The sequence below is a fragment of the Curtobacterium sp. VKM Ac-2922 genome (assembly GCF_022815645.1).
GTDB lineage: Bacteria > Actinomycetota > Actinomycetes > Actinomycetales > Microbacteriaceae > Curtobacterium.
In genome coordinates this window covers 78,764-100,185 of record NZ_JALGRO010000006.1, presented here as the reverse complement: position 1 = coordinate 100,185, position 21,422 = coordinate 78,764, and the positions used below count along the sequence as shown (strand labels likewise).

The 21,422-nt window shown below is 71.0% G+C and carries 18 protein-coding genes; 9 read left to right on the top strand and 9 right to left on the bottom strand.

The annotated features are described in order from the left end of the window. Positions 1-86 precede the first annotated feature (86 nt). Positions 87-455 (bottom strand): VOC family protein, encoded by a 369-nt coding sequence (locus MT346_RS08800; protein ID WP_243562602.1) that lies wholly within the window; start codon positions 453-455, stop codon positions 87-89. Between the two features lie 43 nt (positions 456-498). Here MT346_RS08800 and MT346_RS08795 point away from each other — a divergent pair, with 43 nt between their 5' ends. Next, positions 499-1,170 carry a DUF2461 domain-containing protein gene (locus MT346_RS08795; RefSeq protein WP_243562600.1) on the top strand — a complete coding sequence of 224 codons (672 nt, stop codon included), beginning with the start codon at positions 499-501 and terminating at the stop codon, positions 1,168-1,170. Positions 1,171-1,237: 67 nt separating this feature from the next. Here MT346_RS08795 and hrpA read toward each other — a convergent pair whose 3' ends face one another. From hrpA to MT346_RS08765, 6 genes are all read right to left on the bottom strand, one after another. Further along, complete coding sequence (hrpA, locus tag MT346_RS08790; RefSeq protein WP_243562597.1) at positions 1,238-5,092, bottom strand: ATP-dependent RNA helicase HrpA; 3,855 nt, start codon at positions 5,090-5,092, stop codon at positions 1,238-1,240. 25 nt (positions 5,093-5,117) lie between these two features. After that, positions 5,118-6,950: a thioredoxin domain-containing protein gene (locus MT346_RS08785; protein ID WP_243562595.1), complete on the bottom strand. Its 1,833-nt coding sequence runs from the start codon at positions 6,948-6,950 to the stop codon at positions 5,118-5,120. 79 nt (positions 6,951-7,029) lie between these two features. Continuing rightward, positions 7,030-7,560, bottom strand: a complete 531-nt coding sequence (locus MT346_RS08780; protein WP_243562593.1) for an AAA family ATPase — start codon at positions 7,558-7,560, stop codon at positions 7,030-7,032. Between the two features lie 2 nt (positions 7,561-7,562). Next, entirely contained in the window at positions 7,563-8,627 is a 1,065-nt protein-coding gene (locus tag MT346_RS08775; RefSeq protein WP_243562591.1) for an NAD(P)-dependent oxidoreductase, read from the bottom strand. 208 nt (positions 8,628-8,835) lie between these two features. Further along, positions 8,836-9,699: a sulfurtransferase gene (locus MT346_RS08770; RefSeq protein ID WP_243562590.1), complete on the bottom strand. Its 864-nt coding sequence runs from the start codon at positions 9,697-9,699 to the stop codon at positions 8,836-8,838. 217 nt (positions 9,700-9,916) lie between these two features. Continuing rightward, a complete protein-coding gene (locus tag MT346_RS08765) occupies positions 9,917-11,461 on the bottom strand; it encodes an MFS transporter (RefSeq protein WP_243562588.1) in 1,545 nt (514 codons plus the stop codon). A gap of 163 nt (positions 11,462-11,624) precedes the next feature. On the opposite strand from MT346_RS08765, the gene MT346_RS08760 reads away from it, so the two are divergent. Then, positions 11,625-12,293, top strand: coding sequence for a TetR/AcrR family transcriptional regulator (locus tag MT346_RS08760; RefSeq protein ID WP_243562586.1), 669 nt, complete (start codon positions 11,625-11,627; stop codon positions 12,291-12,293). 359 nt (positions 12,294-12,652) lie between these two features. Here the strand turns inward: MT346_RS08760 and MT346_RS08755 are convergent, their stop codons facing one another. Further along, positions 12,653-14,284 carry a dolichyl-phosphate-mannose--protein mannosyltransferase gene (locus MT346_RS08755; protein ID WP_243562585.1) on the bottom strand — a complete coding sequence of 544 codons (1,632 nt, stop codon included), beginning with the start codon at positions 14,282-14,284 and terminating at the stop codon, positions 12,653-12,655. A gap of 53 nt (positions 14,285-14,337) precedes the next feature. On the opposite strand from MT346_RS08755, the gene rsmI reads away from it, so the two are divergent. The 6 genes from rsmI (at position 14,338) to MT346_RS08725 (ending at position 19,720) form a co-directional block, all read left to right on the top strand. Next, positions 14,338-15,159, top strand: a complete 822-nt coding sequence (gene rsmI / locus MT346_RS08750) for a 16S rRNA (cytidine(1402)-2'-O)-methyltransferase (RefSeq protein ID WP_243562583.1) — start codon at positions 14,338-14,340, stop codon at positions 15,157-15,159. Between the two features lie 120 nt (positions 15,160-15,279). Continuing rightward, complete coding sequence (gene metG / locus MT346_RS08745) at positions 15,280-16,857, top strand: methionine--tRNA ligase (protein WP_243562582.1); 1,578 nt, start codon at positions 15,280-15,282, stop codon at positions 16,855-16,857. Further along, positions 16,854-17,768: a TatD family hydrolase gene (locus MT346_RS08740; protein WP_243562580.1), complete on the top strand. Its 915-nt coding sequence runs from the start codon at positions 16,854-16,856 to the stop codon at positions 17,766-17,768. Before metG ends, MT346_RS08740 begins: the two co-directional genes overlap by 4 nt. Next, the gene (gene rsmA / locus MT346_RS08735) at positions 17,765-18,616 is read left to right on the top strand and encodes a 16S rRNA (adenine(1518)-N(6)/adenine(1519)-N(6))-dimethyltransferase RsmA (protein ID WP_243562579.1); all 852 of its coding nucleotides are present in this window, start codon (positions 17,765-17,767) and stop codon (positions 18,614-18,616) included. The genes MT346_RS08740 and rsmA overlap by 4 nt, the downstream gene beginning before the upstream one ends. Positions 18,617-18,909: 293 nt before the next feature. After that, positions 18,910-19,119 (top strand): hypothetical protein, encoded by a 210-nt coding sequence (locus MT346_RS08730; protein ID WP_243562577.1) that lies wholly within the window; start codon positions 18,910-18,912, stop codon positions 19,117-19,119. A gap of 100 nt (positions 19,120-19,219) precedes the next feature. Further along, positions 19,220-19,720, top strand: coding sequence for a hypothetical protein (locus tag MT346_RS08725; protein WP_243562575.1), 501 nt, complete (start codon positions 19,220-19,222; stop codon positions 19,718-19,720). A gap of 12 nt (positions 19,721-19,732) precedes the next feature. Here MT346_RS08725 and MT346_RS08720 read toward each other — a convergent pair whose 3' ends face one another. Then, positions 19,733-20,470, bottom strand: a complete 738-nt coding sequence (locus tag MT346_RS08720) for an SDR family oxidoreductase (protein ID WP_243562572.1) — start codon at positions 20,468-20,470, stop codon at positions 19,733-19,735. Positions 20,471-20,571: 101 nt separating this feature from the next. Between MT346_RS08720 and MT346_RS08715 the strand changes: the two genes are divergently transcribed. Continuing rightward, complete coding sequence (locus MT346_RS08715; protein ID WP_243562570.1) at positions 20,572-21,414, top strand: helix-turn-helix transcriptional regulator; 843 nt, start codon at positions 20,572-20,574, stop codon at positions 21,412-21,414. Positions 21,415-21,422 lie beyond the last annotated feature (8 nt).

Below are 21,422 nucleotides of genomic sequence, written 5' to 3'. Positions count from 1 at the left end.
ATGACGAGTGGTGCTCGACCACCCTACGACCGACAGGTGTGGGATCGGTGACCCCTGTGCGGGGCGGGGTGTTGCCCGTCTGCGCGTCAGTCGTTCGGGTGGATCAGGCAGAACGGGTGCCCGGCGGGGTCGAGGAAGACGCGGAACGTCTCCGTGCCCGAGCCTGTCGCGGTCGCCCCGATCGCCAGGACGGCCTGTTCGCCGGCATCGAGGTCGTCGACCTTGACGTCCAGGTGCACCTGCTGCGGGGTGTCCTGTCCGGGCCAGACCGGTGCCGTGTAGTCGTCGACCTGCTGGAACGCCACGAGGGGGCGGTGCCCCTCGATCGGCAGGACCACTTCGGCCCAGTCCTCGTCGTACCCGACGATCTCACCCCCGAGCAGCTCCGCGTAGAACCGTGCGAGTGCCCGTGTGTCCGGGCAGTCGAGGACGATGACGTCGAGGGTGCCGATCATGCCGGTGAGGGTAGTCCTCAGCGGGCGGCGGTTCACTGCTTGCATGACCGATGCGTTCTTCTCGCCCGCGCTGGCGACGTTCTTCCGGGGTCTCGCCGCGCACAACGACAGCGCGTGGTTCGAGGAACACCGCGACGACTGGGAACGGCACGTCCGCGACCCGATGGAGTCGCTGTTGCGCGAGGCCGAGCGGCGGTACGGCCCCGGGCGGGTGCTCCGGCAGCACCGCGACCTGCGGTTCACACCGGACAAGCGGCCGTACCGCGAGGACACCGGACTCACCGCCGGTGGCGTCTACCTGAGTGCCGGTGCCGACGGCCTGCAGGTCGGGGGCGGGTTGTACGAACCCGCGCGGGCGCAGCTGTCGGCCGCGCGGACCGTGATCGACGAGCGACCGCACGCGGCGGCAGCGCTGCAGCATGCGCTCGACGAGCTGACCGATGCGGGGTACGACATCGCCGGGCCGCCGCTGAAGACCGCGCCGCGAGGGTACGCAGTGGACCACCCGCGGATCGAGCTGTTGCGGATGCAGCACTACGCGGCGCTGGTCCACCTGCCGCTGGCGAGTCCGCTCGACGACATCGTGGCGGCGTGGGAGCGGGTGCAGCCGCTGGTGCGGTGGACGGTGAAGTGGGCACGGGCGGACGATCCCCAGGCCAGCGACGACCCGGCACCGCCCGTGCCGGGAGCGCGGTCGATCGACGAACGGGCCTGAGTCACCGCTGGTTTCTGGTTTCTGGTTCCTGGTTCCTGGTTCCTGGTCTCGCCGTCTCGCCGTCTCGTCAGCGCGCGGCGGCGGCCAGGGCCTTCGTGATGCGCTGGAGCGAGACCGTCTCGGCGGTCCCGAGTTCCTGCGCGAACAGGCTGAGGCGGAACTCCTCGAGCATCCACCGTGCGTGGACGAGTTCCGGGTGCGAGCCCATGGCGGGTGGGAACGTCCCCCCGGCATCCTCGAAGCGGCCGGTCGCCGCGGCGACCTCGCGCATCCAGGTGGCGTCGCGGCCGGGGTTCTGCAGGAGCTTCGTCACGCGGGCTTCCACGCCCTGCAGGTAGACGCGGATGCGCCGGAGCCGTCCGAGCCCCGCCACTGCGACGAACCCGGGGAACACCAGACGGTCGAGCTGCTGGCGCATGTCGTTGAGTGCGGGCAGCAGCGCCATGCTGTTCGCCTGCTTCAGCGCACGATCGGCGCCCCGGAGCGCCGTCAGCACCGCGGCGACCTCGGACACCGCGGCGAACATCGTGTCCACCACCGACGAGGAAACGGCATCGCGGACCGATTCGAACTCGGCGCGCGTGAACAGGACGCCGTCGGGGTGGACCGCGCGGATGCCGGCGTCGACCACGGCTGCCAGGACGTCGTCGAACAGTGCGTTCGTCGACGGGTACGGGCTGGCCGCGAGCGCCAGTTTCTCCTGCGCGGTCAGGTGTGACTGGATGTACGACACGGGCGACGGCACCGCGAGCATCACCAGGCGTCGGACCCCGGCGGGCATCCGGACGGCGCGGTCACCGGGCGTCGCCAGCAGCTGGACGCCGACGGTCGCCTTCGGCCCGGTGCCCTCTTCGACGAGCGCCGGGTACGCGCGGATCACGCCGCCCGCCTGACGGGTGTCGAGGACCTGCGGCAGATCGGTGTCCGGCCACGCGACGAGACCGGAGCGCTCGATGCGCCTGTCGGGTTCGGCGTCGGCGGCCCGCCCGGCTCCGCGTCCGCGTCCATCGCGCTGGGTGGCCGCGGCGACGCTCTGCTGGGTGCGGTCCTTGAGCTTGGTCTGCAGCGCGGACAGGTCCTTGCCCGTTTCGACGCGGCGTCCGCGTTCGTCGACGACGGCGTAGGTCGGCAGCAGGTGGGCCGGGACCCGCGTCATGTCGAAGTCGGCTTCGGTCACCGGCACGTAGGTCATGCGCTGGATGGTCTTCGCCAGGGTCGCCCGGAAGCTCTCGGTGGGTTCGGTCGGGGCGTCGTCGGGCAGCTCGTCGACGATCTTCTCGGCCCAGTCGGCAGCCGGCACGACGTTCTTCCGGATCTGCTTCGGCAGCGCCTTGATGAGCGCCGTCACCAGGTCACGACGGAGCCCGCGGACCTGCCAGTCGAACCCTTCCTCGCGCATGCGCGGCAACAGCGCGATCGGGACCTGCACGCTCACGCCGTCGTCCTCGGCACCGGGCTCGAACCGGTACCGCACCGCCAGCCGCTGGTCGCCGGAGCGCCACTCGGTCGGGTACTCGGCACCGTCTTCGGCAGCCGAGGCAGCCGACTCGTCCAGCAGGTCCTCGCGCTGCATCGTCAGCAGATCGGGTTGCTCGCGTCGGGTCCGGCGCCACCAGCCCTCGAAGTCGCGGGTCGTGGCGACTTCGGCCGGCACGCGGGCGTCGTAGAACTCGTAGACGGTCTCGTCGTCGAGCAGGATGTCCCGGCGTCGGGTGCGTTCCTCGAGCTGTTCGAGTTCGCGCCGGAGCGTGCGGTTCGCGCGGTCGAAGGCCTGCTGCGAGTCCCACTCGCCCTGGATCAGGGCATGCCGGATGAAGAGCTCACGCGCGTGCACGGGGTCGATGCGGGTGTACTGCACCCGTCGGCGCTGGACGATCGGCACGCCGAACAGGGTCACCCGTTCGTAGGCGACGACGGCACCCTGCTTCTTCTCCCAGTGCGGCTCGCCGTAGGTGCGCTTGAGCAGGTCGCCGGCCAGCTGCTCGGTCCAGAGCGGGTCGATCCGGGCCGCGGTCCGTGCGAACAGGCGGCTCGTCTCGACGAGCTCGGCGGCCATCACGGCGTCGGGCTGCTTCTTCGCCAGGACGCTGCCCGGGAACAGGACGAACCGGGTGTTCCGCGACCCGAGGTAGTCGCGCTTCTCGCGGTCGCGCAGACCGATCTGGCTGAGCAGCCCGGCAAGGAGCGATCGGTGCACGGCGTCGGGATCGTCCTTGCGCTCCGTGGCGACGTGGATGCCGACCTGCTTGGCGGCGCGTGACAGCTGCCGGTACAGGTCCTGCCACTCGCGGATGCGCAGGTAGTTCAGGAACTCGGCCTTGCAGAGCCGTCGGAACGCGCTCGACGACAGTTCGGACTGCTTGTCCTGGATGTGGTTCCACAGACCCAGCAGCGTCAGGAAGTCGCTGGTCGGGTCGGCGAACCGTGCGTGGAGCTGGTCCGCCTGCGCACGCTTCTCGAGCGGTCGCTCGCGCGGGTCCTGGATGCTCAGAGCGCTGACGATCGCCAGGACTTCGCGTCCGACCCCTTGCCGCCCGGCTTCGAGCACCATGCGGCCGAGCCGTGGGTCGACGGGTAGCCGCGTCAGCTGCCGACCGGACTTCGTGATCGCACCGTCCTGGTCGACCGCCCGCAGTTCGCGCAGCAGGTCGAGGCCGTCCTTGACGCCACGTGAGTCCGGCGGCTGCAGGAAGGGGAACGACTCGATGTCGCCGAACCCGAGCGAGATCATCTGCAGGATGACGGCAGCCAGGTTGGTCCGGAGGATCTCGGGATCGGTGTACTCGGGGCGCCGCCCGAAGTCGTCCTCGGAGTACAGCCGGATCGCGATGCCTGCGCTGGTGCGACCCGCGCGGCCGGAGCGCTGGTTCGCGCTGGCCTGCGAGATGGCCTCGATCGGCAGTCGCTGCACCTTGGCACGCGGGGAGTAGCGCGAGATGCGCGCGGTGCCGGTGTCGATGACGTACTTGATGCCCGGAACGGTCAGCGAGGTCTCGGCGACGTTGGTGGCGAGCACCACGCGACGCCGCACTCCGGGCGTCGACGATCGCTGGAACACCCGGTGCTGGTCGGCCGCGGACAGCCGTCCGTACAGCGGCAGGACCTCGGTGCCCTGGTACCCCTTGCCCTCGATGGCGTCCTGGGCATCGCGGATCTCGTTCTCGCCGGACAGGAACACCAGGACGTCGCCCGGGTCTTCGCGGGCGAGTTCGTCGAGCGCGTCGGTGATGCCGGTCAGGGTGTCGCGGTCGTCCTGGTTGCCGCCCGAGTCCGCCGTCCGGGAATCGGTGTCGTCGTCATCGTCGTCCTCGTCACCGGGTTCTTCGGCGACGAGCGCTCGGTACCGGATCTCGACGGGGTAGGTGCGTCCGGAGACCTCGATGATCGGGGCGCCGCCGAAGTGCTTCGAGAAGGACTCCGGGTCGATCGTCGCACTCGTGATGATGAGCTTCAGGTCGGGGCGACGGGGCAGCAGCCGCTTGAGGTACCCGAGCAGGAAGTCGATCGTCAGTGACCGCTCGTGCGCCTCGTCGATGATGATCGTGTCGTACCGCGTGAGATCGCGGTCGAAGTGGATCTCGTTGAGCAGGATGCCGTCGGTCATCAGCTTGACCCGGGTGTTCGCGCTGACCTTGTCGGTGAAGCGGACCTGGTAGCCGACCAGGTCGCCCAGTTCGCCGCCGAGTTCCTCGGACACGCGCTCGGCGATCGTCCGCGCGGCGATCCGCCGCGGCTGCGTGTGGCCGATGTGCTCGCGGCCCAGCTCGAGGCAGATCTTCGGCAGCTGCGTCGTCTTGCCCGAGCCCGTTGCGCCCGCAACGATCACGACCTGGTTGTCGCGGATGGCCGCCGCGATGTCGTCGCGCCGCTGCGAGACCGGCAGCTCGGGCGGGTAGGTGATGACGGCAGGCGTGGGAGACATGAGCATTCCAGGATACCGTCCGCGCTCAGACGCTCGCGAGTTGGCGCGTGAGGTCGTCCACGGAGCGCGCGGGCAGTGCGCACACGCGGTCGTGGCAGACGTACGCGGCGGGGTCGAGCTGGTCGCGGGACGCAAGTAGTTCGAAGCCGGCGGCGGCCCACTCGGCGGCCTGGGTCGGGGTGACCACGACGACGAGGGTGCCCGGGCGGCGTGACGCGACCGCCGCGGCACGGAGCGCCCCGGGATCGGTCGCGACGACGACGACCTGTCGTGACGGTCGCTGCATCGCCAACGCCAGGCCGAGCGCGTCGGCATGCCCCAGCGGTCGGTCGATGCCCGCGCGAGCACGGTCACCGACGAGCTCGACGGCGGCCGCCCGGTACTGGTCGTCACCGGTGAGCGTGCCGATCGTGCACGCGGCGCTCGCCAGGGCGATGGTCCCCGACCGCAACGCGGTCTGCGGCTGCTCGCCCGTCGCGGTGCCGGCGGTCGCCAGGACCGGGTCGGACCGGAGCGAGCCCGACAGTCCGTCGTCCACCAGAGCCCGAGCCGTGACGGCGTACCGGACCTGGCCCGTCACGAGTGCCAGCTCGAGCAGCCCCTCGGCGAACAGGCCGACGTCCTCGATGGTGGGCGGGGCCGACGACACCCCGCGCGGGGTGCTCGACCGCACGACGACGTGCGCGTCGCGCAGGTGTGCGTCGACGACCGCATCGGCCGCGGCTCGGGCGAGGGCGATCATGTCGTCGTCGCCGTGGCGCGCACCGGCGATCGCCAGCCCCCGGATCGCGAGTCCGTTCCACCCGGTCAGGACCTGGTCGTCGAGGGGCGGTGGATCCAGGTGCACCCGTTCCGCCACCGGTCGGCGGTACCACTCGCCCTCGACTCGGCGGCCGTCGATCGTCGACTCGCTGTCCTGCGCCGCGACGAAGGCGCCGTCCGATCGGCGGAGGGTGTCGCGCAGGAAGTCCGCGATGCCCCGGGCCTGGCCGGGGGGAGCGATCGCCAGCAGTCCGGCGTTGTCGTAGAGCATCCGCTCGTAGTGCGGCACGGACCAGTCACGACGGGTGGCGTACCGGAACACGCCACCGTCCGGGTCTGTCAGCTCGGATGCGGCGATGACGCGGAGCGACCGGCCGCAGAGGGCTGCCGCCGCGGGGTCCCCGTCGGCGCCGGCATCCGCCAGGAACTCGAGCAGCGGCGCTGACGGGAACTTCGGGGCACCGCCGAACCCGCCGTACACCGGGTCCTCGCCCTGTCCGACGGCGCGCACGACCTGGTGGATCGCGTCGACGGACGGGAGGACCGGTGCGGCTCCGTCACGCCCGGCCACTCCGCCGTCGCTCGCGTCGACGGCGCCTTGCCGTATCGCCGCCGCGAGCGCGGCCGCGTTGGCCTCGACTTCGTCCCGCCGGTCGCGCCAGGCGTCGAGCACGGCACCGAGCACCTGCCGGAACGACGGGTGCTGCCCGACCGGGGTCGGCGGGGAGTACGTGCCCGCGAAGAAGACGTGGGCCTGGGGCGTCATGAACGCCGTCAGTGGCCACCCGAGCTGCTCGGTGAAGGCGGCGGCCGCGGCCATCGTGCTGGCGTCGACGTCGGGCCGTTCCTCGCGATCGACCTTGACGGCGACGAAGTCCTGCCGCAGCAGTTCGGCGATCTCGGGGTCGGAGAAGCTCTCGCGCGCCATCACGTGGCACCAGTGGCAGGTGGCGTACCCGATCGACACGAGGACGGGCACATCACGCTCGCGTGCTTCTGCGAAGGCGTCGGGACCCCACTCACGCCAGTCCACCGGGTTGTCGGCGTGCAGGCGCAGGTAGGGGCTGACGGCGGTGCCGAGCCGGTTGTCGTTCATGGCTCCAGCGTGCCCCGTCCGGCCTGGGCAGGAGGACTGCAGTCCCTGACTGTGGACGACTCGCGGCTGTCCACAGCGCTCAGTCGGGAAGCCACCCGGTCAGCGTCGCGAGCCGACGTGCGACGTCGGCCGGGGTCATGGTGTCCGTGTCGATGCGGGTGACCCGGTCCGGGGTGGCCGTGTCGAGCCTCCCGGCGGTCCGCGTGCTGTGGGCGAGTTGCGCTGCCGGCAGCACGCCGCCCGCACGGCGGGTCAGCCGTGACGCGGTCTGGTCGTCGCCGGCGCGCAGCAGCGCGGCGACCACCAGTGGGTCATCGCCCATCGCTGCGGCGAGCCGTTCGGTCTCGAGCACCGACACCGTGTTCGTGAACACCAGCCGATGGAACCCGAGCGCCCGGTAGTTCGCCCAGATCGTGGCGAGGTTGCGTTCGGCGAGCCGCGCCTCGGGGTGTTCGCGGTGCGGCGCCGGATACGCCAGGTCGAGCGTGTCGCCCTCGATGACCGCGTGCCGGACGTCGTGCGCCGACAGCAGGTCGTGCAGGGCCTCGGCCGCGGTCGACTTGCCGACACCCGACCGGCCGCCGATGAACAGCACCTCGGAGCGGGGCATGCTCACGAGCCGAGGGACAGCATGACGAGTGCGGCGTCCTCGGGGCCGTAGTCGAACATGCGGTCCCAGAACGGGTCGGTCGCCCACGGGACGTCGCCGTCGGCCGGGGTGCGGTGCGCGGTGTCGACCAGCCAGTCGAGCTCTGGCCCGACCGCGTCCTGGTACCGGGGCGGCTCCCAGCCGAGGGCCTGCGCAGCCGAGGTGTCGAGCACGAACGGTGTCGGCGATGACCACGGCGTCAGCCCGACGAACACCGGCGCCTCGGCGTCGAGCAGCACCTCGTCGAACCGGTGGTCCAGGTGGCCGGCGACGGTCCGCACGATCTCGAGGACGGACGGCGCCGATGCGTCCGCGACGTTGAGGATCCGGCGGTCGGGCGCGCCGGCGACCAGGCGGACCAGGCTCCCGATCCCACTGGCAGCCGTGGTGTGGTCGACGCCGCGACCCTGGTCGGCGAGCAGGACCCGCTCGCGGCCGTCGAGCGCGCGGCGCACCACGAACCACTCCCGGGGACGCCCGATGCCGACGCCGTACACCTTCGACGGGCGAAGGACCGTGACCGGGGCGCCGTGGTCCAGCAGCAGCTGTTCGGCGGCGACCTTGGCGGCCGCGTAGCCGTCGCGGCTGGTCGGGTCGCCGTCGGCCGGTGTGACGGTCGGCTGGATCTCGGTCACGGCACCGGGGAAGACCGGCTTGTCGAGTGCATTGGCGTGACGGCCCTGCTCGTCCACGTAGACCGCCTTCGACGACAGGAACACCGTCGAGCCGACGTCGCCGAGGTAGGGCAGCAGCTGGGCGGCGTCGTCACGGGTCGCGCCCACGGTGTCCACGAGCAGGTCCGCACCCGGACGCAGCAGGTCGCGGAGGACCTGCGCGTCGCGTCGGTCGCCGGGCGTGAACGTCGCGCCGGCCCCGACGAGCGTGTCGGCGACGTCGCCACCGCGCCGCGCGAGGACATCGACCTGCCAGTCGTCGCCGCCCCGACCGGAGTGCTCGAGCAGTTCCCGCACGACGGCCGAGCCGACACCGCCCGTTCCGCCCAGGACGACCGCGCGCTTGGTGCTCATGGCGCCAACGCTAGTGCCGGCGGGCGTCTCCGACGGCCGACGAGGGCACGACCGTGGTCGTGTGGGCGTGTGGGCGTGTGGGCGTGTGGGCGTGTGGGCTTGTGGGCGTGCGGGCGCGACCGTGGTCGTGTGGGCGCGACGGTGTCCGTGCGGGCACGACCGTGGTCGTGTGGGCGTGCTCGTGCGGCCGGAGCCGCAGCCACGGGCGTCAGGACGCGAGGGGCTCGAAGTCCCAGCGCCACCAGTCCGCGAGCGAGCCGTCGTACACCTGCACGCGGTCGTGGCCGAGCACGGTCAACGCCAGCGCATCGACGCACGCCGCGCTGCCCACCCCGCAGTACGTGACGATCTCGTCCGACCCGAGCACCGGCGCGAAGACATCGCGGAGCGCTGCCGGACGGCGGAGCGCGTTGGAGTCCTGGTCGACGACGCGGTGCAGCGTGATCGGCGTCGATCCGGGGACGACCGGCGGGTGCGACGTGCCGAGGGTGGAGTCGTCGACGGCCAGCACGAGCGCTGCCGGCTGTGTGCCGTCCACGGCACGCTCGACGCGGGCACGATCGGCCCAGAGCGGTCGCTCTTCGCCGGCCAGGAACACGTCGGCGTCGGGAAGCCGTGCCGCGGAGGTCCGCAGTGCGCCGATCCGGACGGGGCGGCCCTCGTCGCGCCACTTGACGAACCCGCCGTCCAGCACGGCGACGTCGTCGAAGCCGAACGCCCGGAAGATCCACCACAGTCGCGCTGCCCACTCGCCGACGCTGTCGTCGTAGACCACGACGGTCGAGGTGTTGGTGATGCCGAGCGCTCGGACAGCGTGCTCGAACTGTTCGGCGTCCGGGCGGGTGAACGGCACGCTGGCATCGGGCGTCGAGAAGTCCCGCACCAGGTCGGCGTAGCGCGCACTGGGAACGTGCCCGGACTGCTCGTACGTGTCGTGCGCCGTCCGCCACGTCGTGCCACGACCGGTCCCCGAGGTGTGCACGGACGCGTCGAGCACGACGAGCTCGTCCGCACCCAGGTGGTCGGCGAGCCACTGCGTCGACACGAGCGGCGAGGTCAGGACGGGGGACATGACCCTGACCATAATGCGCACCCCTGACGGCAGGCACGGGAACCGCAACAGTGCGCAATCCAGTGTGGGAGAGCGGGTGCTGGACCGAAGGACGTTCGGCTGTGGGGTGCTGGACGACGCAGAACGACGGGGTCGCTGTCGTTCGACAGCGACCCCGTCGTTCGGAGTCCGACGCGCTTCGCGCCCGACGCGTGGGAGTCCGCGCGGCGGGCGAGCGTCAGTGTGCTGCGGCGGGGATGCTGCCCGTGGCGTTGGCCGCCAGGTGCTCGAGCTTCTCGAGGCGGACCGACTGCCGGTTGATCAGCAGCCCGCTGGCGATCGCCACGATCACCAGGACGCCGGCCGAGATCGCGAACGCCGCGTGGTAGCCGTCCAGCGTGGCCTGTGCCTGCTGCAGCTTGGTCGGTGCCGCAGTCAGCCCGGACAGGCTGTTCTTGACGACGTCGGCGAAGATCGTCGACAACAGAGCTGTGCCGATCGAGCCGCCGATCTGCTGCATGGTGTTCACGGTCGCGGACGCCACTCCGGCATCCGCACGAGCCACACCGGTCGTTGCGGTGTTCATCGCCGACGAGAAGATCGTGCCCATGCCGAGCCCGATGACGATCAGCGCCGGCAGGACGGTACCCGCGTACGTGCTGTCGAGGTCGGTGCGGAGCAGCAGCAGGAGCCCGGTCGCAGCCACCAGACCGCCGGCGAAGATCAGGATCTTCGGACCGACGCGGGTCAGCAGGCGCCCACCGATCTGCGTCGCCGAAACCATGATCGACAGCGGCATCGGCAGGAACGCCAGGCCGGTCTGCAGCGCCGAGAACCCGAGCGTCTGCTCGAGGTAGTAGGTCAGGAACAGGAAGATGCCGAACATGCCGATCGCTACCAGGCCGATCGCGATGAACGACCCGCCGCGGTCACGGTCGAGCACCACACGCAGGGGGAGCAGCGGGTGGGCGACACGGGTCTCGATCACGATGAAGGCCGCGATGAGCACGACCCCGGCAGCGAGCATGCCGATGGTCCACGGGTCGTCCCAGCCGTTGGTCTCGGCGTTCGAGAACCCGTAGACGACGCCGACCAGACCGGCGGTGATCGTCAGCACGCCGGCGACGTCGATGCGCGGACGATCGACCTTCGGCGGCTTCGCCATGAAGACGAGCGCGCCGATCACGCCGAGGATCGCGAAGACGACGTTGACGTAGAGGCACCAGCGCCACGACGCGTACTCGGTCAGGACACCGCCGAGCAGCAGGCCGATGGCGGCGCCCGAGCCGGCGATCGAACCGAAGATGCCGAACGCACGGCCGCGTTCCTTCGGGTCACGGAACGTCGTCGTCAGCATGCCGAGCGCGGACGGCGCCAGGAGCGCACCGAAGGCGCCCTGCAGTGCGCGGGCGGCAACGAGCAGGCCGAAGCTGTCCGCCAGACCGCCGAGCACGGACGCGATGGCGAAGCCGACGAGCCCGATGATGAAGGTGTTCTTGCGCCCGAACAGGTCGCCGAGACGTCCGCCGAGCAACAGGAGCGACCCGAAGGCCAGTGAGTACGCCGTGACGATCCACTGGCGCTGGTCGGTGCCGAACCCGAGGTCCGCTTGCGCCGACGGCAGGGCGATGTTGACGATGGTGGCGTCGAGCACGACCATCAGCTGCGCGAGCGCGATCACCGCCAGAGCGATCCATCGGTGTTCCTTGCGGCCGGCCGGGGCGGGCGCGGGGCCGCCGACAGCACTGGTGCTGCGGGCGGGTGAAGTCTGTTCTGCCGTCACGGCAGCCTCCTGGTGTTCGATCGAGTGGAGGGAGGAACACGCGCCGTCGGGCGTTCCGAGGAGATGGAGAAGCGGATGCCGTGCATCCGCTTGCGTCCACTGTAGACCCAAACGGAGCAGGTGCATCCGCTTGTTCCCAGAAAGTTCAATTAGGTTCGTCACCGTGAGCACCACCGAGCAGCACGCGGACCTCGATCGGCCGCTCCGCGCCGATGCCGCGCGGAACCGTGAACTGATCCTGCAGACGGCACGCAAGTGCTTCGCCGAGCGAGGCCTGTCGGTCACCCTCAACGACATCGCGCACGAAGCAGGCGTCGGCGTCGGCACGGTCTACCGCCGGTTCGCCGACAAGGACTCGCTGATCGAGGCGCTGCTGGCCACCAAGTTCGACGCGATGAACGCGGCTGCGGCCCGCGCCGCCGAAGAGATCGACCCGCGCGAGGCCCTCCGCCTGTACCTGATGGGCGTGTTCGAGTTCCGCGCGCGTGACCGTGCACTGGCGGACGCCATCATCCGCGCCGGCAAGGCCCGCCCGTCGATCGTGCACGAGCGTGACCGGCTCGAGCGTCAGGTCAGCACGATCATCGGGCGAGCGCGCGATGCCGGCGTGGTCCGCAACGGCTTCGACTACCGCGATCTCCCGATGCTCACGACGATGATCGGCGCCGTCGCCGACGCCACTCGAGCGCAGGACCCGGACGCGTGGCGCCGCTACGCCCAGGTCGTCATCGACGGGGTCCTTCCCCCGGCCGACCCGACCGGCCCTGTCGCCATGGCGGGTGCGCCGCTCGACCGCGAGTCGCTCGAACTGGCCCTGCACAGCCAGTCCTGACCCGCTCTGGACCGTGCCATGCGCATCGGACCGGCACCGAGCCTCCAGTCCGACGCGACCGACGGGGCCGACGCGACCGACGGGGCCGACGACCGGTCACGACGCACCGCTCACGTCCGTCCATCGGTCACGAACCGTCGTCACGACGGCCTTGGACCGACAGTTCGTGACCAGTCGGCGGAACTGAGCGGGGTGTCGTGACCACTCGGGGGAACCGAGCGACCGGTCACGACGCACCGCTCACGTCCGTCCATCGGTCACGAACCGTCGTCACGACGGCCTCGGACCGACAGTTCGTGACCAGTCGGCGGAACTGAGCGGGGTGTCGTGACCACTCGGCGGAACCGAGCGAGCTCGCGCTACAACCAGCTCGGCAGCCAGTAGTGCGACCGGATGAAGTCCCACGGCACCTGCATCGCCGACCACATCGGGTACCAGTACGCCGAGGCCAGCACGACCACGACCAGGTACGCCCCGATCCAGACGATCGCCCGCGTGCGACGGGGCCGCGGATCCTCGCGCGAGCCGAGCAGCAACCCGACGGCGACCGCCAGGGCCATCACCATGAAGGGCTCGAAGGCGATCGTGTAGAACTGGAAGACCGTCCGGTTGACGTACAGCAGCCACGGCAGGTACCCCGCGGCCACGCCCATCACGACGAAGCCGTACTCCCACTTGCGTCGGGTGACGAAGAGCACCAGCAACGCGACCACGGCGGCCACGGCCGGGTACCAGATGAACGGGTTCGCGATGCCGGTGATCGCCGCACCGCAGCGGTCGACCGCGCAGCCGTCCTGCCCGGCGTTCGTGCCGACGTAGTACATCGACGTCGGCCGCTGCATGAACAGCCACAGCAGCGGGTTCGCCTGGTACGAGTGCGGCGTGTGCAGACCGATGTTGAAGCCGTAGATCTCGGACTGGTAGTGCCACCAGTTCTGCAGGCTGTCCGGCACCCAGGCCAGCACCCCGGTCCAGCGCTGCCCGCCCGAGGCGATCCAGTCACGGTCCCAGCCGTCCTTCGACACGAACCAGCCGGTCCACGAGGCCACGTACGTGATCGCGGCGACCGGCACGGTGAGCAGGAACGTCACGGGAGCTTGCTGCAGGAACGCGCTCGACGACCAGAACTCGATGCCGGCCCGCTTGCGCAGCATCATGTCGCTCAGGACGGAGTACACGGCGAAGAACGCCAGGAAGTACATGCCGGACCACTTCGTGCTGGTCGCCAGGCCCATCGCGAGCCCCATCGCGACCAGCCAGGGCCGCCACCACAGCACCGGTCCCCACAGTGTCGCCCGCCCGGCTGCCGCACGAGCTGCGACCCACGCGTCCAGCCGACGTGACGTCCACCGCCGGTCGAGCAGCAGCGCGCCGAACCCGAGCAGCACGAAGAACGTGACGATGCCGTCCAGCAGCGTGACGCGGGACATCACGATCGCCTGCCCGTCGATCGCCATGAACCCGCCCGCGAGCGTGCCGATGAGCGTCGACCGGAACAGCGACCGGGCGATCACGGCGACCAGGAACACCGTCGCGATCCCGAGCACCGCGACCGCGAAGCGCCAGCCGAAGGCGTTGTCGGGCCCGAACAGCAGCATCCCGAGGCCGATCAGGTACTTGCCGAGCGGGGGGTGCGCGATGAACTCGGCCGCGCTCGTGAAGATGTCGGTCTGACCCGATGTGAAGCGCTGGTCGGTCGTGGGGCTCGTCTGATCGGTCGGATTCGCCGGCCAGGTGCCCTCGTAGCCCAGGTGGACGATGGACCAGCCGTCCTTGACGTAGTAGGTCTCGTCGAACACCAGCGCGTGCGGGCGGCCCAGGTCGATCAGCCGCAGCAGGGCACCGAGGACGGTGACGGCGATCGGTCCGCCCCACCGCCAGGCGGCGAAGCGCCACGGCACCGACAGCACCCGTGCCCACCAGTCGTCGAGCCGGGACCCGCGGGGCACAGCGGGCGCGCTGTCGAGCGTCTCGGCGAGGTCCGTGGTCATCCCGAGCATCCTACGGATGTCACGCAAGGACTGGCTGCGACCACAATGGGGACGTGATCGTCCTCGCAGCAACCCCCATCGGCAACCTCGGCGACGCGTCGCGCCGACTCGTCGAGACCCTGTCCAACGCGACCGTCGTGGCGGCGGAGGACACCAGGACCGCCATCCACCTGATGCGCGCGCTGGGGATCGAGAACCGCCCGCGGCTCATCGCCCTGCACGAGCACAACGAGCGGGCGCGCGCTGCCGAGGTCGTCGAGATGGCGCGCGACGAGGACGTCGTGGTCCTGACCGACGCGGGCATGCCGGCGATCAGCGACCCGGGCTTCCCCCTGGTCGAGGCCGCCGCTGCCGCCGGAGTGACGGTCACCGCGCTGCCCGGCCCCTCGGCCGTGCTCATGGCGCTCGCCGTGTCGGGCCTGCCGACCGACCGCTTCACCTTCGAGGGGTTCCCGACCCGCAAGGCCGGCGAGCGGCGCCGGGTGTTCGAGGCGCTCGCGGGGGAGCAGCGGACGATGGTGTTCTTCGAGTCGCCGCACCGCCTGGCGGACACGCTGACCGACATGGCCGCCGGGTTCGGGTCCTCGCGACGCGCAGCGGTGTGCCGCGAGCTCACGAAGCTCTACGAAGAGGTGCGCCGCGGGCCGCTGGACGAGCTCGCCGCGTGGGCTGCCGAGGGGGTCAGGGGTGAGATCTGCATCGTCGTCGCGGGCGCCTCGGGGTCCCTCGACGAGGTCTCGCTCGAGGACGGCGTCCGCCTGGTGCTCGAGCGCGTCGCCGCCGGGACCCGCATGAAAGAGGCCTCGGCCGCGGTCGCCGACGCGACCGGGCTGTCCAAGCGGGACCTGTACGAGGGCGCGCTCGCCGCGCGCTGAGTCGACCGCGCATCGGACGGGAGGCCCGGTGCCGGCCCGCCACGGGCCTCCTGTCCGGGTTCTCCACAGGCCACCGCAGGGCGCGTCATCGAGGGACGCCGCGCCCGTAGGATGGTCCGCATGTCCGACGGGTCCTCGTTCAGCATCACCACGCCGATCTTCTACGTGAACGACGTGCCCCACATCGGGCACGCCTACACCGAGGTCGCCGCGGACGTCCTCGCGCGCTGGCACCGGCAGCGCGGTGACGACACATGGCTGCTGACCGGCACCGACGAGCACGGCCAGAAGATCCTGCGCACGGCATCCGCGAACGACGTCTCCCCGCAGGAGTGGGCCGACCGGCTCGTCACGGACGCGTGGAAGCCGCTGCTCGACACGGTCGACGTCGCCAACGACGACTTCATCCGCACCACCGACGAACGCCACGAGCGCGGCGTGACGGCCTTCCTGCAGAAGCTGTACGACGACGGCTACATCTACGCCGGCGAGTTCGAGGGCTTCTACTGCGTCGGCTGCGAAGAGTACAAGCAGCCGAGCGACCTGGTCGCGGGCACCGGTCCGTACGAGGGCCAGCAGGTCTGTGCGATCCACTCGATCCCGGTCGAGGTCCTGTCCGAGCGCAACTACTTCTTCCGGATGTCCGACTTCGAGCAGCGCCTGCTCGACCTGTACGAGTCGAACCCGCAGTTCATCCAGCCGGACAGCGTGCGCAACGAGATCATCTCGTTCGTCAAGCAGGGCCTGCGCGACCTGTCGATCTCGCGCTCGAGCTTCGACTGGGGCATCACGATCCCCTGGGACCACGACCACGTGCTGTACGTGTGGTTCGACGCGCTGCTCAACTACGTCACGGCGCTGGGCTACGGCACCGACGACGACGAGGCCTTCCAGCGCCTGTGGCCCAGCGTGCACATCGTCGGCAAGGACATCGCCCGGTTCCACGCGGTGATCTGGCCCGCCATGCTGATGGCGGCGGGGCTGCCCGTGCCCGAGCGGGTGTTCGGCCACGGCTGGCTGCTGGTCGGTGGCGAGAAGATGTCCAAGTCGAAGCTCACGGGCATCGCCCCGTCCGAGATCACCGACACGTTCGGGTCCGACGCGTTCCGCTACTACTTCCTGCGGGCCATCACCTTCGGGCAGGACGGCAACTTCAGCTGGGAGGACATCTCGGCGCGCTACCAGGCCGAGCTCGCCAACGGCTTCGGCAACCTGGCGTCCCGACTGCTGACGATGATCGACAAGTACTTCGGTGGCGCGGTGCCCGACCGCGGTGCCCTGTCCGACTCCGACCAGGCGATCGACGACCTGGCGCGCAGCGTCACCGAGCGCGCCGATGCCGCCATCGCCGCGTTCGCACCGCAGGACGCCATCGTCACCACGTGGGAGCTCGTCGACGCCCTCAACGGGTACATCACCGAGCAGCAGCCCTGGGCCCTCGCCAAGGACGACGTTCAGCGCGAGCGGCTCGGCACGGTCCTGACGACGGCACTCCGGGGGCTGGGAACGGTCGCGGTGCTGGTCTCGCCGGTCATGCCGAAGGCCACCGCGAAGCTCTGGGCGGCCATCGGAGCGGGCGGGTCGATTGCCGAGCAGCGCGTCGACCGTGCCTGGGAGTGGCAGGGGGCCGAGCGTGTGACGCAGCTCGAGTCCGGGCTGTTCCCGCGCATCGAGCAGGCGGAGCAGGGCGCAGCGTGACCGACGCGCACCTGCGCTCCCGGGGCGACGGCGCCGACGGGTCCGAGCGCGACCGCAGCTACCCACCGCTGCCCCAGGCCCTCGTCGTGCCCGTCTACGACAACCACACCCACATGGAGATCGCCGACGGCGGTCCCGACGGTGCGCTCGACTGGCGTGAGCACCTCGACCGTGCGTCGAGCGTCGGTGTGCGCGGGGTCGTGCAGGTCGGCACCGACCTGGCCACGTCCCAGTGGTCCGCGTCGATCGCCGGACGCGAACCACGCGTGCTCGCCGCCGTGGCCCTGCACCCGAACGAGGCGCCGGCGCTCGAGGCCGCCGGGCTGCTCGACGAGCACCTGGCGGGAATCGAAGCGCTCGCGGCGCTGCCCCGGGTCCGGGCCGTCGGCGAGACCGGGCTCGACTTCTTCCGCACCGCCGAGGACGGCCGTGACGCCCAGATCCGGTCGTTCGAAGAGCACATCCGCATCGCCAAGCAGTACGACCTGGCGCTGACCATCCACGACCGTGATGCCCACGATGCCGTGGTGCAGGTGCTCGACCGTGTCGGTGCCCCCGAGAAGACGGTGTTCCACTGCTTCTCCGGCGGCCGTGACCTGGCGCGGCTCTGCGCCGAGCGCGGCTGGTACATGTCGTTCGCCGGCACCGTGACGTTCAAGAACGCCCGGTCCCTGCGCGATGCCCTGATCACCGCGCCACGGCACCTGATCATGGTCGAGACCGACGCGCCGTACCTCACGCCGACGCCGTACCGCGGTCGGCCGAACGCGCCCTACCTGATCCCGCTCACGCTTCGGTCGATGGCTGAGACCATCGGCACCGACGCCTCCATGCTCGCGGCGCAGATCGCGTCGAACACCGAGCTGGTCTACGGCGCGTGGGACGCCGAACCGGTCACGGTCGAACAGTGAGCGCGCTGCTCGGTCCTGCGGAGATCCGCTCCCTGGCGTCCCAGCTCGACGTCACGCCCACCAAGAAGCTCGGGCAGAACTTCGTGCACGACGCCAACACCGTCCGGCGCATCGTGGCAGCCGGTGGCGTGACGGCCGACTCTCGTGTGCTCGAGGTCGGGCCGGGCCTGGGGTCCCTGACGCTCGGGCTCACCGAGACCGGCGCTGCCGTCACAGCAGTCGAGATCGATGCCCGTCTGGCGGCGCAGTTGCCGGCGACGGTGGCCACGATGCAGCCGGCGGCGCAGTTGACCGTCGTGCACCAGGACGCCCTGCAGGTCGGCGCGGACGACCTGCCGACGGCGCCGACGCACCTGGTCGCGAACCTGCCGTACAACATCTCGGTCCCGGTGCTGCTGCACCTGCTGGCGACGTTCCCGTCGATCGAGCGGTCGCTCGTCATGGTGCAGGCCGAGGTCGGGTACCGCCTGGCCGCCGACCCGGGCAGCAAGGTGTACGGCTCGCCGAGCGTCAAGGCCGCCTGGTACGGCGCGTGGCGCATCGCCGGGCAGGTCAGCCGCCAGGTCTTCTGGCCGGTGCCGAACGTCGACAGCGTGCTGGTCGGGTTCGTCCGACACGACCCGCCGGGTGACGAGGTCCTGCGGGCACAGGTCTTCGCGCTCGTCGACGCGGCGTTCCAGCAGCGCCGGAAGATGCTCCGTCAGGCGCTCTCCGGCGTGCTCGGGGGCAGCGCGCACGCATCCCAGGTGCTCGAGGCGTCGGGCATCGCGCCCACGGCCCGCGGCGAGGAACTCAGCGCGGACGACTTCGTCCGCCTGGGCCGAACGGTGCTCGCCGCCGCCGAGTAGCGCAGCGCGCCGCGCTCCGCGCGCCGCTCCCGCCCCGTGCGCGGTTCGCGCACCGTGCGCGGTTCCCGCCCCGTGCGCGGTTCGCGCCCCGTGCGCGGTTCCCGCCCCGTGCGAGGTCGACCGCCCGGTGCCGGGTAACAACCGGGCACCACGCGGCCGACCCCGCACCGCGATTCGGTTCGGGCCGTCCACGGATCGATCACGCTCGGCGCGCGTTCGGATGTTGCACACGGATTTCTTGCGCTGCTGGACACGCCAGACCTACCGTGCAACGACCGAGGACAGGAGCACCCATGAGCACGATCCGCCCCAAGCGCGACGAGCGGTACCACCACTCCGACGCGGTCCCGATCCGCTTGTTGAGTGCGGAGCAGATCGAGGCCGCACGTCATCGTCCCGTCGGCAGTCCGGACGCCCGCGCCGACCAGGTGCGCGAGATCCTGGCCCGTTCGACGTTCACGGTTCCACCGCAGTCAGGCCCTCGGCCCGTCTGGTACCGGTGAGGTGGTCCGGCGAACCGGGACCCCCGACGACCTCGGCGTCGTTCCCACAGAGGACTGCGCGGCGCTCCCGGCTGGTGTGGTGCTCGAGACAGGATTCGTGGTGAGTGCGCTCGAGCAGTCCGACACCGACCACGATGCGTGCTCGGAGTTCCTGGAACGACTCATCCGCGCGCGCCGCACCCTGTTCTACAACGACCTGTTCGAACTCGAGCTCCACCAAGCAGCATTCGACCTCGCCGCGCTCGAAGTGCAGGTCCGGCCGCGGCCGACGGACGCGGTCGTGCGCTTCACCGTCCCGGTCGTGCGTGACCTGGCGGGTGCCCTGCTGCGACGTTGGCACGCGGTCGTGATGCGCGCGGACACCGTGCACGTCGACGCCCCGAACCTGCTGGAGGACGTCCGGTACTTCATGGAGCGTCACGGCCTGTCGGCGGCACACGCCGTGCAGGCAGGTCTGGTCGTCGCGTCCGGCGCCGATGGCATCGCGACGGTGGACGATCGCTTTGCGATGGTCGACGAGACACTGCTCCGCGTCTACACCCCACGACGACTGGTCAGCGCGAGTCGGTCGCGCCGTCCGCCCGCGTGGCGGAGGACGTGAAGCACCACGTCGTCAGTGCCCCGCCAGCCGCTCGATCAGCTGCTGCTGCGTCCCGTCCCGCTCCGACCACCGCAGCGGCAGCACGTTCTGCACCAGGACCTCCGGCGACGCTCCGGCCTGCAACAGCGCCGTCACCTCGTCCAGGTACGCCTGCAGGGGCATCCCGCCGAAGTCCACCCCCTCGCCCTGGATGTCGGTGGCGACGGCCGGCGGCACGAGCTCGAGCACCGACACGGGAGAGCCGGTGAGCTGCTGCCGGAGCGACAGCGTGTACGAGTGCACGGCGGCCTTCATCGCGCTGTAGGTCGGCGTCGGGGTCAACGGCGTGAAGGCCAACCCGGACGACACCGTCATCACCGTGGACGCCGGCTGCTCGAGCAGGTGCGGCAGGAAGGCATCGACGAGCCGGACGGTGCCCAGGAAGTTCGTCGTCACCGTGGCCTCGGCGTCGGGCAGGTGCGCCGACGACCGCAGGTCTTCCTGCCGCATGATCCCCGACATCGTGACGAGGGTGTCGAGGGACGGGTGCGCCGCGGTGACGGTCGCGGCGGCTGCGGTGATCGATGCCGGGTCGTCGACGTCGATCTGCACGGTGGCGAAGCCGTGCTCGGTGGCCAGGGAGTCCAGCAACGTCTGCCGGCGTCCGCCGATGACGACGGTGCTGCCGGCCTGCTGCAGGCGGAGCGCGAGTCCCAGGCCGATGCCCGAGGTCGCGCCGGAGATGAAGACGGTCGAGTTCGTGATGTCCATGGCATCGACGATCCGGCACACCCGAGACCCGAACCAGAGCCCGGTCATCGGGGGACCGACGATCCCTGGCTGCACGGCACCGTCCCGCGCAGACTGGGACCATGGACCGCCCTGCCCTCGCCGACTTCCTCCGCCGTCGCCGCGAGCTCCTGCGGCCCGAGGACGTCGGCCTCGGCCCCGGTGCCCGCCGCCGCACTCCTGGGCTGCGGCGCGAAGAGGTCGCGGCACTGGCGGGCATGTCCGCCGACTACTACACGCGGCTGGAGCAGCAGCGCGGGCCACAGCCGTCCGAGCAGATGATCGCAGCCGTGGCCCGGGCGCTCCGGTGCACCCTCGACGAGCGCGACCACCTGTTCCGCCTGGCCGGGCACAACGCCCCCGTGCGCGTGCACCGGAGCGACCACGTCGACCCGGCGATCCTCCGCGTGCTCGACCGGCTGCAGGACACCCCCGCGATCGTCGTGAGCGACCTCGGCGAGACCCTGGTCGAGAACCCGTTGGGCGCGGCCCTGCTCGGCAGCACCGTGGGTCTGACGGGCAACGAGCGCTACCAGCCGTGGCGCTGGTTCATGACCGACGCCGAGACGGCCCGGTACGCGCCGGAGCAGCACGAGCGGCTCGCGCGCGCCCAGGTGGCGGCGCTCCGGGCGGCTGTCGGGGCAGCGGGTCCGGGGGACCGACGGGCGTCGGCGCTCGTCGCCGACCTCGAGACGCACAGTCCGGCGTTCCGGCAGCTCTGGGCACTGCACGAGGTGGGCAGCCGGTGGGAGGACCGCAAGACCTTCGTCCACCCGGAGCTCGGGCGCATCACCGTGGAGTGCCAGGTGCTGCAGACGTCGAACCTCGCGCAGGCCCTGCTGCTCTTCACGGCGCCGGCGGGCAGCGAGGACGCCCAGAAGCTCGACCTGCTGGGCGTCGTCGGCCGGCAGGTGTTCAGCGAGTAGCACCGCGT

Bases quoted from the DNA above. Each gene is read 5' to 3' on its own strand.
- MT346_RS08795 (WP_243562600.1), top strand. From the start codon at position 499: ATGACCGATGCGTTCTTCTCGCCCGCGCTGGCGACGTTCTTCCGGGGT.
- MT346_RS08755 (WP_243562585.1), bottom strand. From the start codon at position 14,284: ATGACCACGGACCTCGCCGAGACGCTCGACAGCGCGCCCGCTGTGCCC.
- MT346_RS08715 (WP_243562570.1), top strand. From the start codon at position 20,572: ATGGACCGCCCTGCCCTCGCCGACTTCCTCCGCCGTCGCCGCGAGCTC.
- MT346_RS08720 (WP_243562572.1), bottom strand. From the start codon at position 20,470: ATGGACATCACGAACTCGACCGTCTTCATCTCCGGCGCGACCTCGGGC.
- metG (WP_243562582.1), top strand. From the start codon at position 15,280: ATGTCCGACGGGTCCTCGTTCAGCATCACCACGCCGATCTTCTACGTG.
- MT346_RS08770 (WP_243562590.1), bottom strand. From the start codon at position 9,699: ATGTCCCCCGTCCTGACCTCGCCGCTCGTGTCGACGCAGTGGCTCGCC.
- MT346_RS08775 (WP_243562591.1), bottom strand. From the start codon at position 8,627: ATGAGCACCAAGCGCGCGGTCGTCCTGGGCGGAACGGGCGGTGTCGGC.
- MT346_RS08780 (WP_243562593.1), bottom strand. From the start codon at position 7,560: ATGCCCCGCTCCGAGGTGCTGTTCATCGGCGGCCGGTCGGGTGTCGGC.
- MT346_RS08800 (WP_243562602.1), bottom strand. From the start codon at position 455: ATGATCGGCACCCTCGACGTCATCGTCCTCGACTGCCCGGACACACGG.
- hrpA (WP_243562597.1), bottom strand. From the start codon at position 5,092: ATGTCTCCCACGCCTGCCGTCATCACCTACCCGCCCGAGCTGCCGGTC.
- MT346_RS08730 (WP_243562577.1), top strand. From the start codon at position 18,910: ATGAGCACGATCCGCCCCAAGCGCGACGAGCGGTACCACCACTCCGAC.
- MT346_RS08785 (WP_243562595.1), bottom strand. From the start codon at position 6,950: ATGAACGACAACCGGCTCGGCACCGCCGTCAGCCCCTACCTGCGCCTG.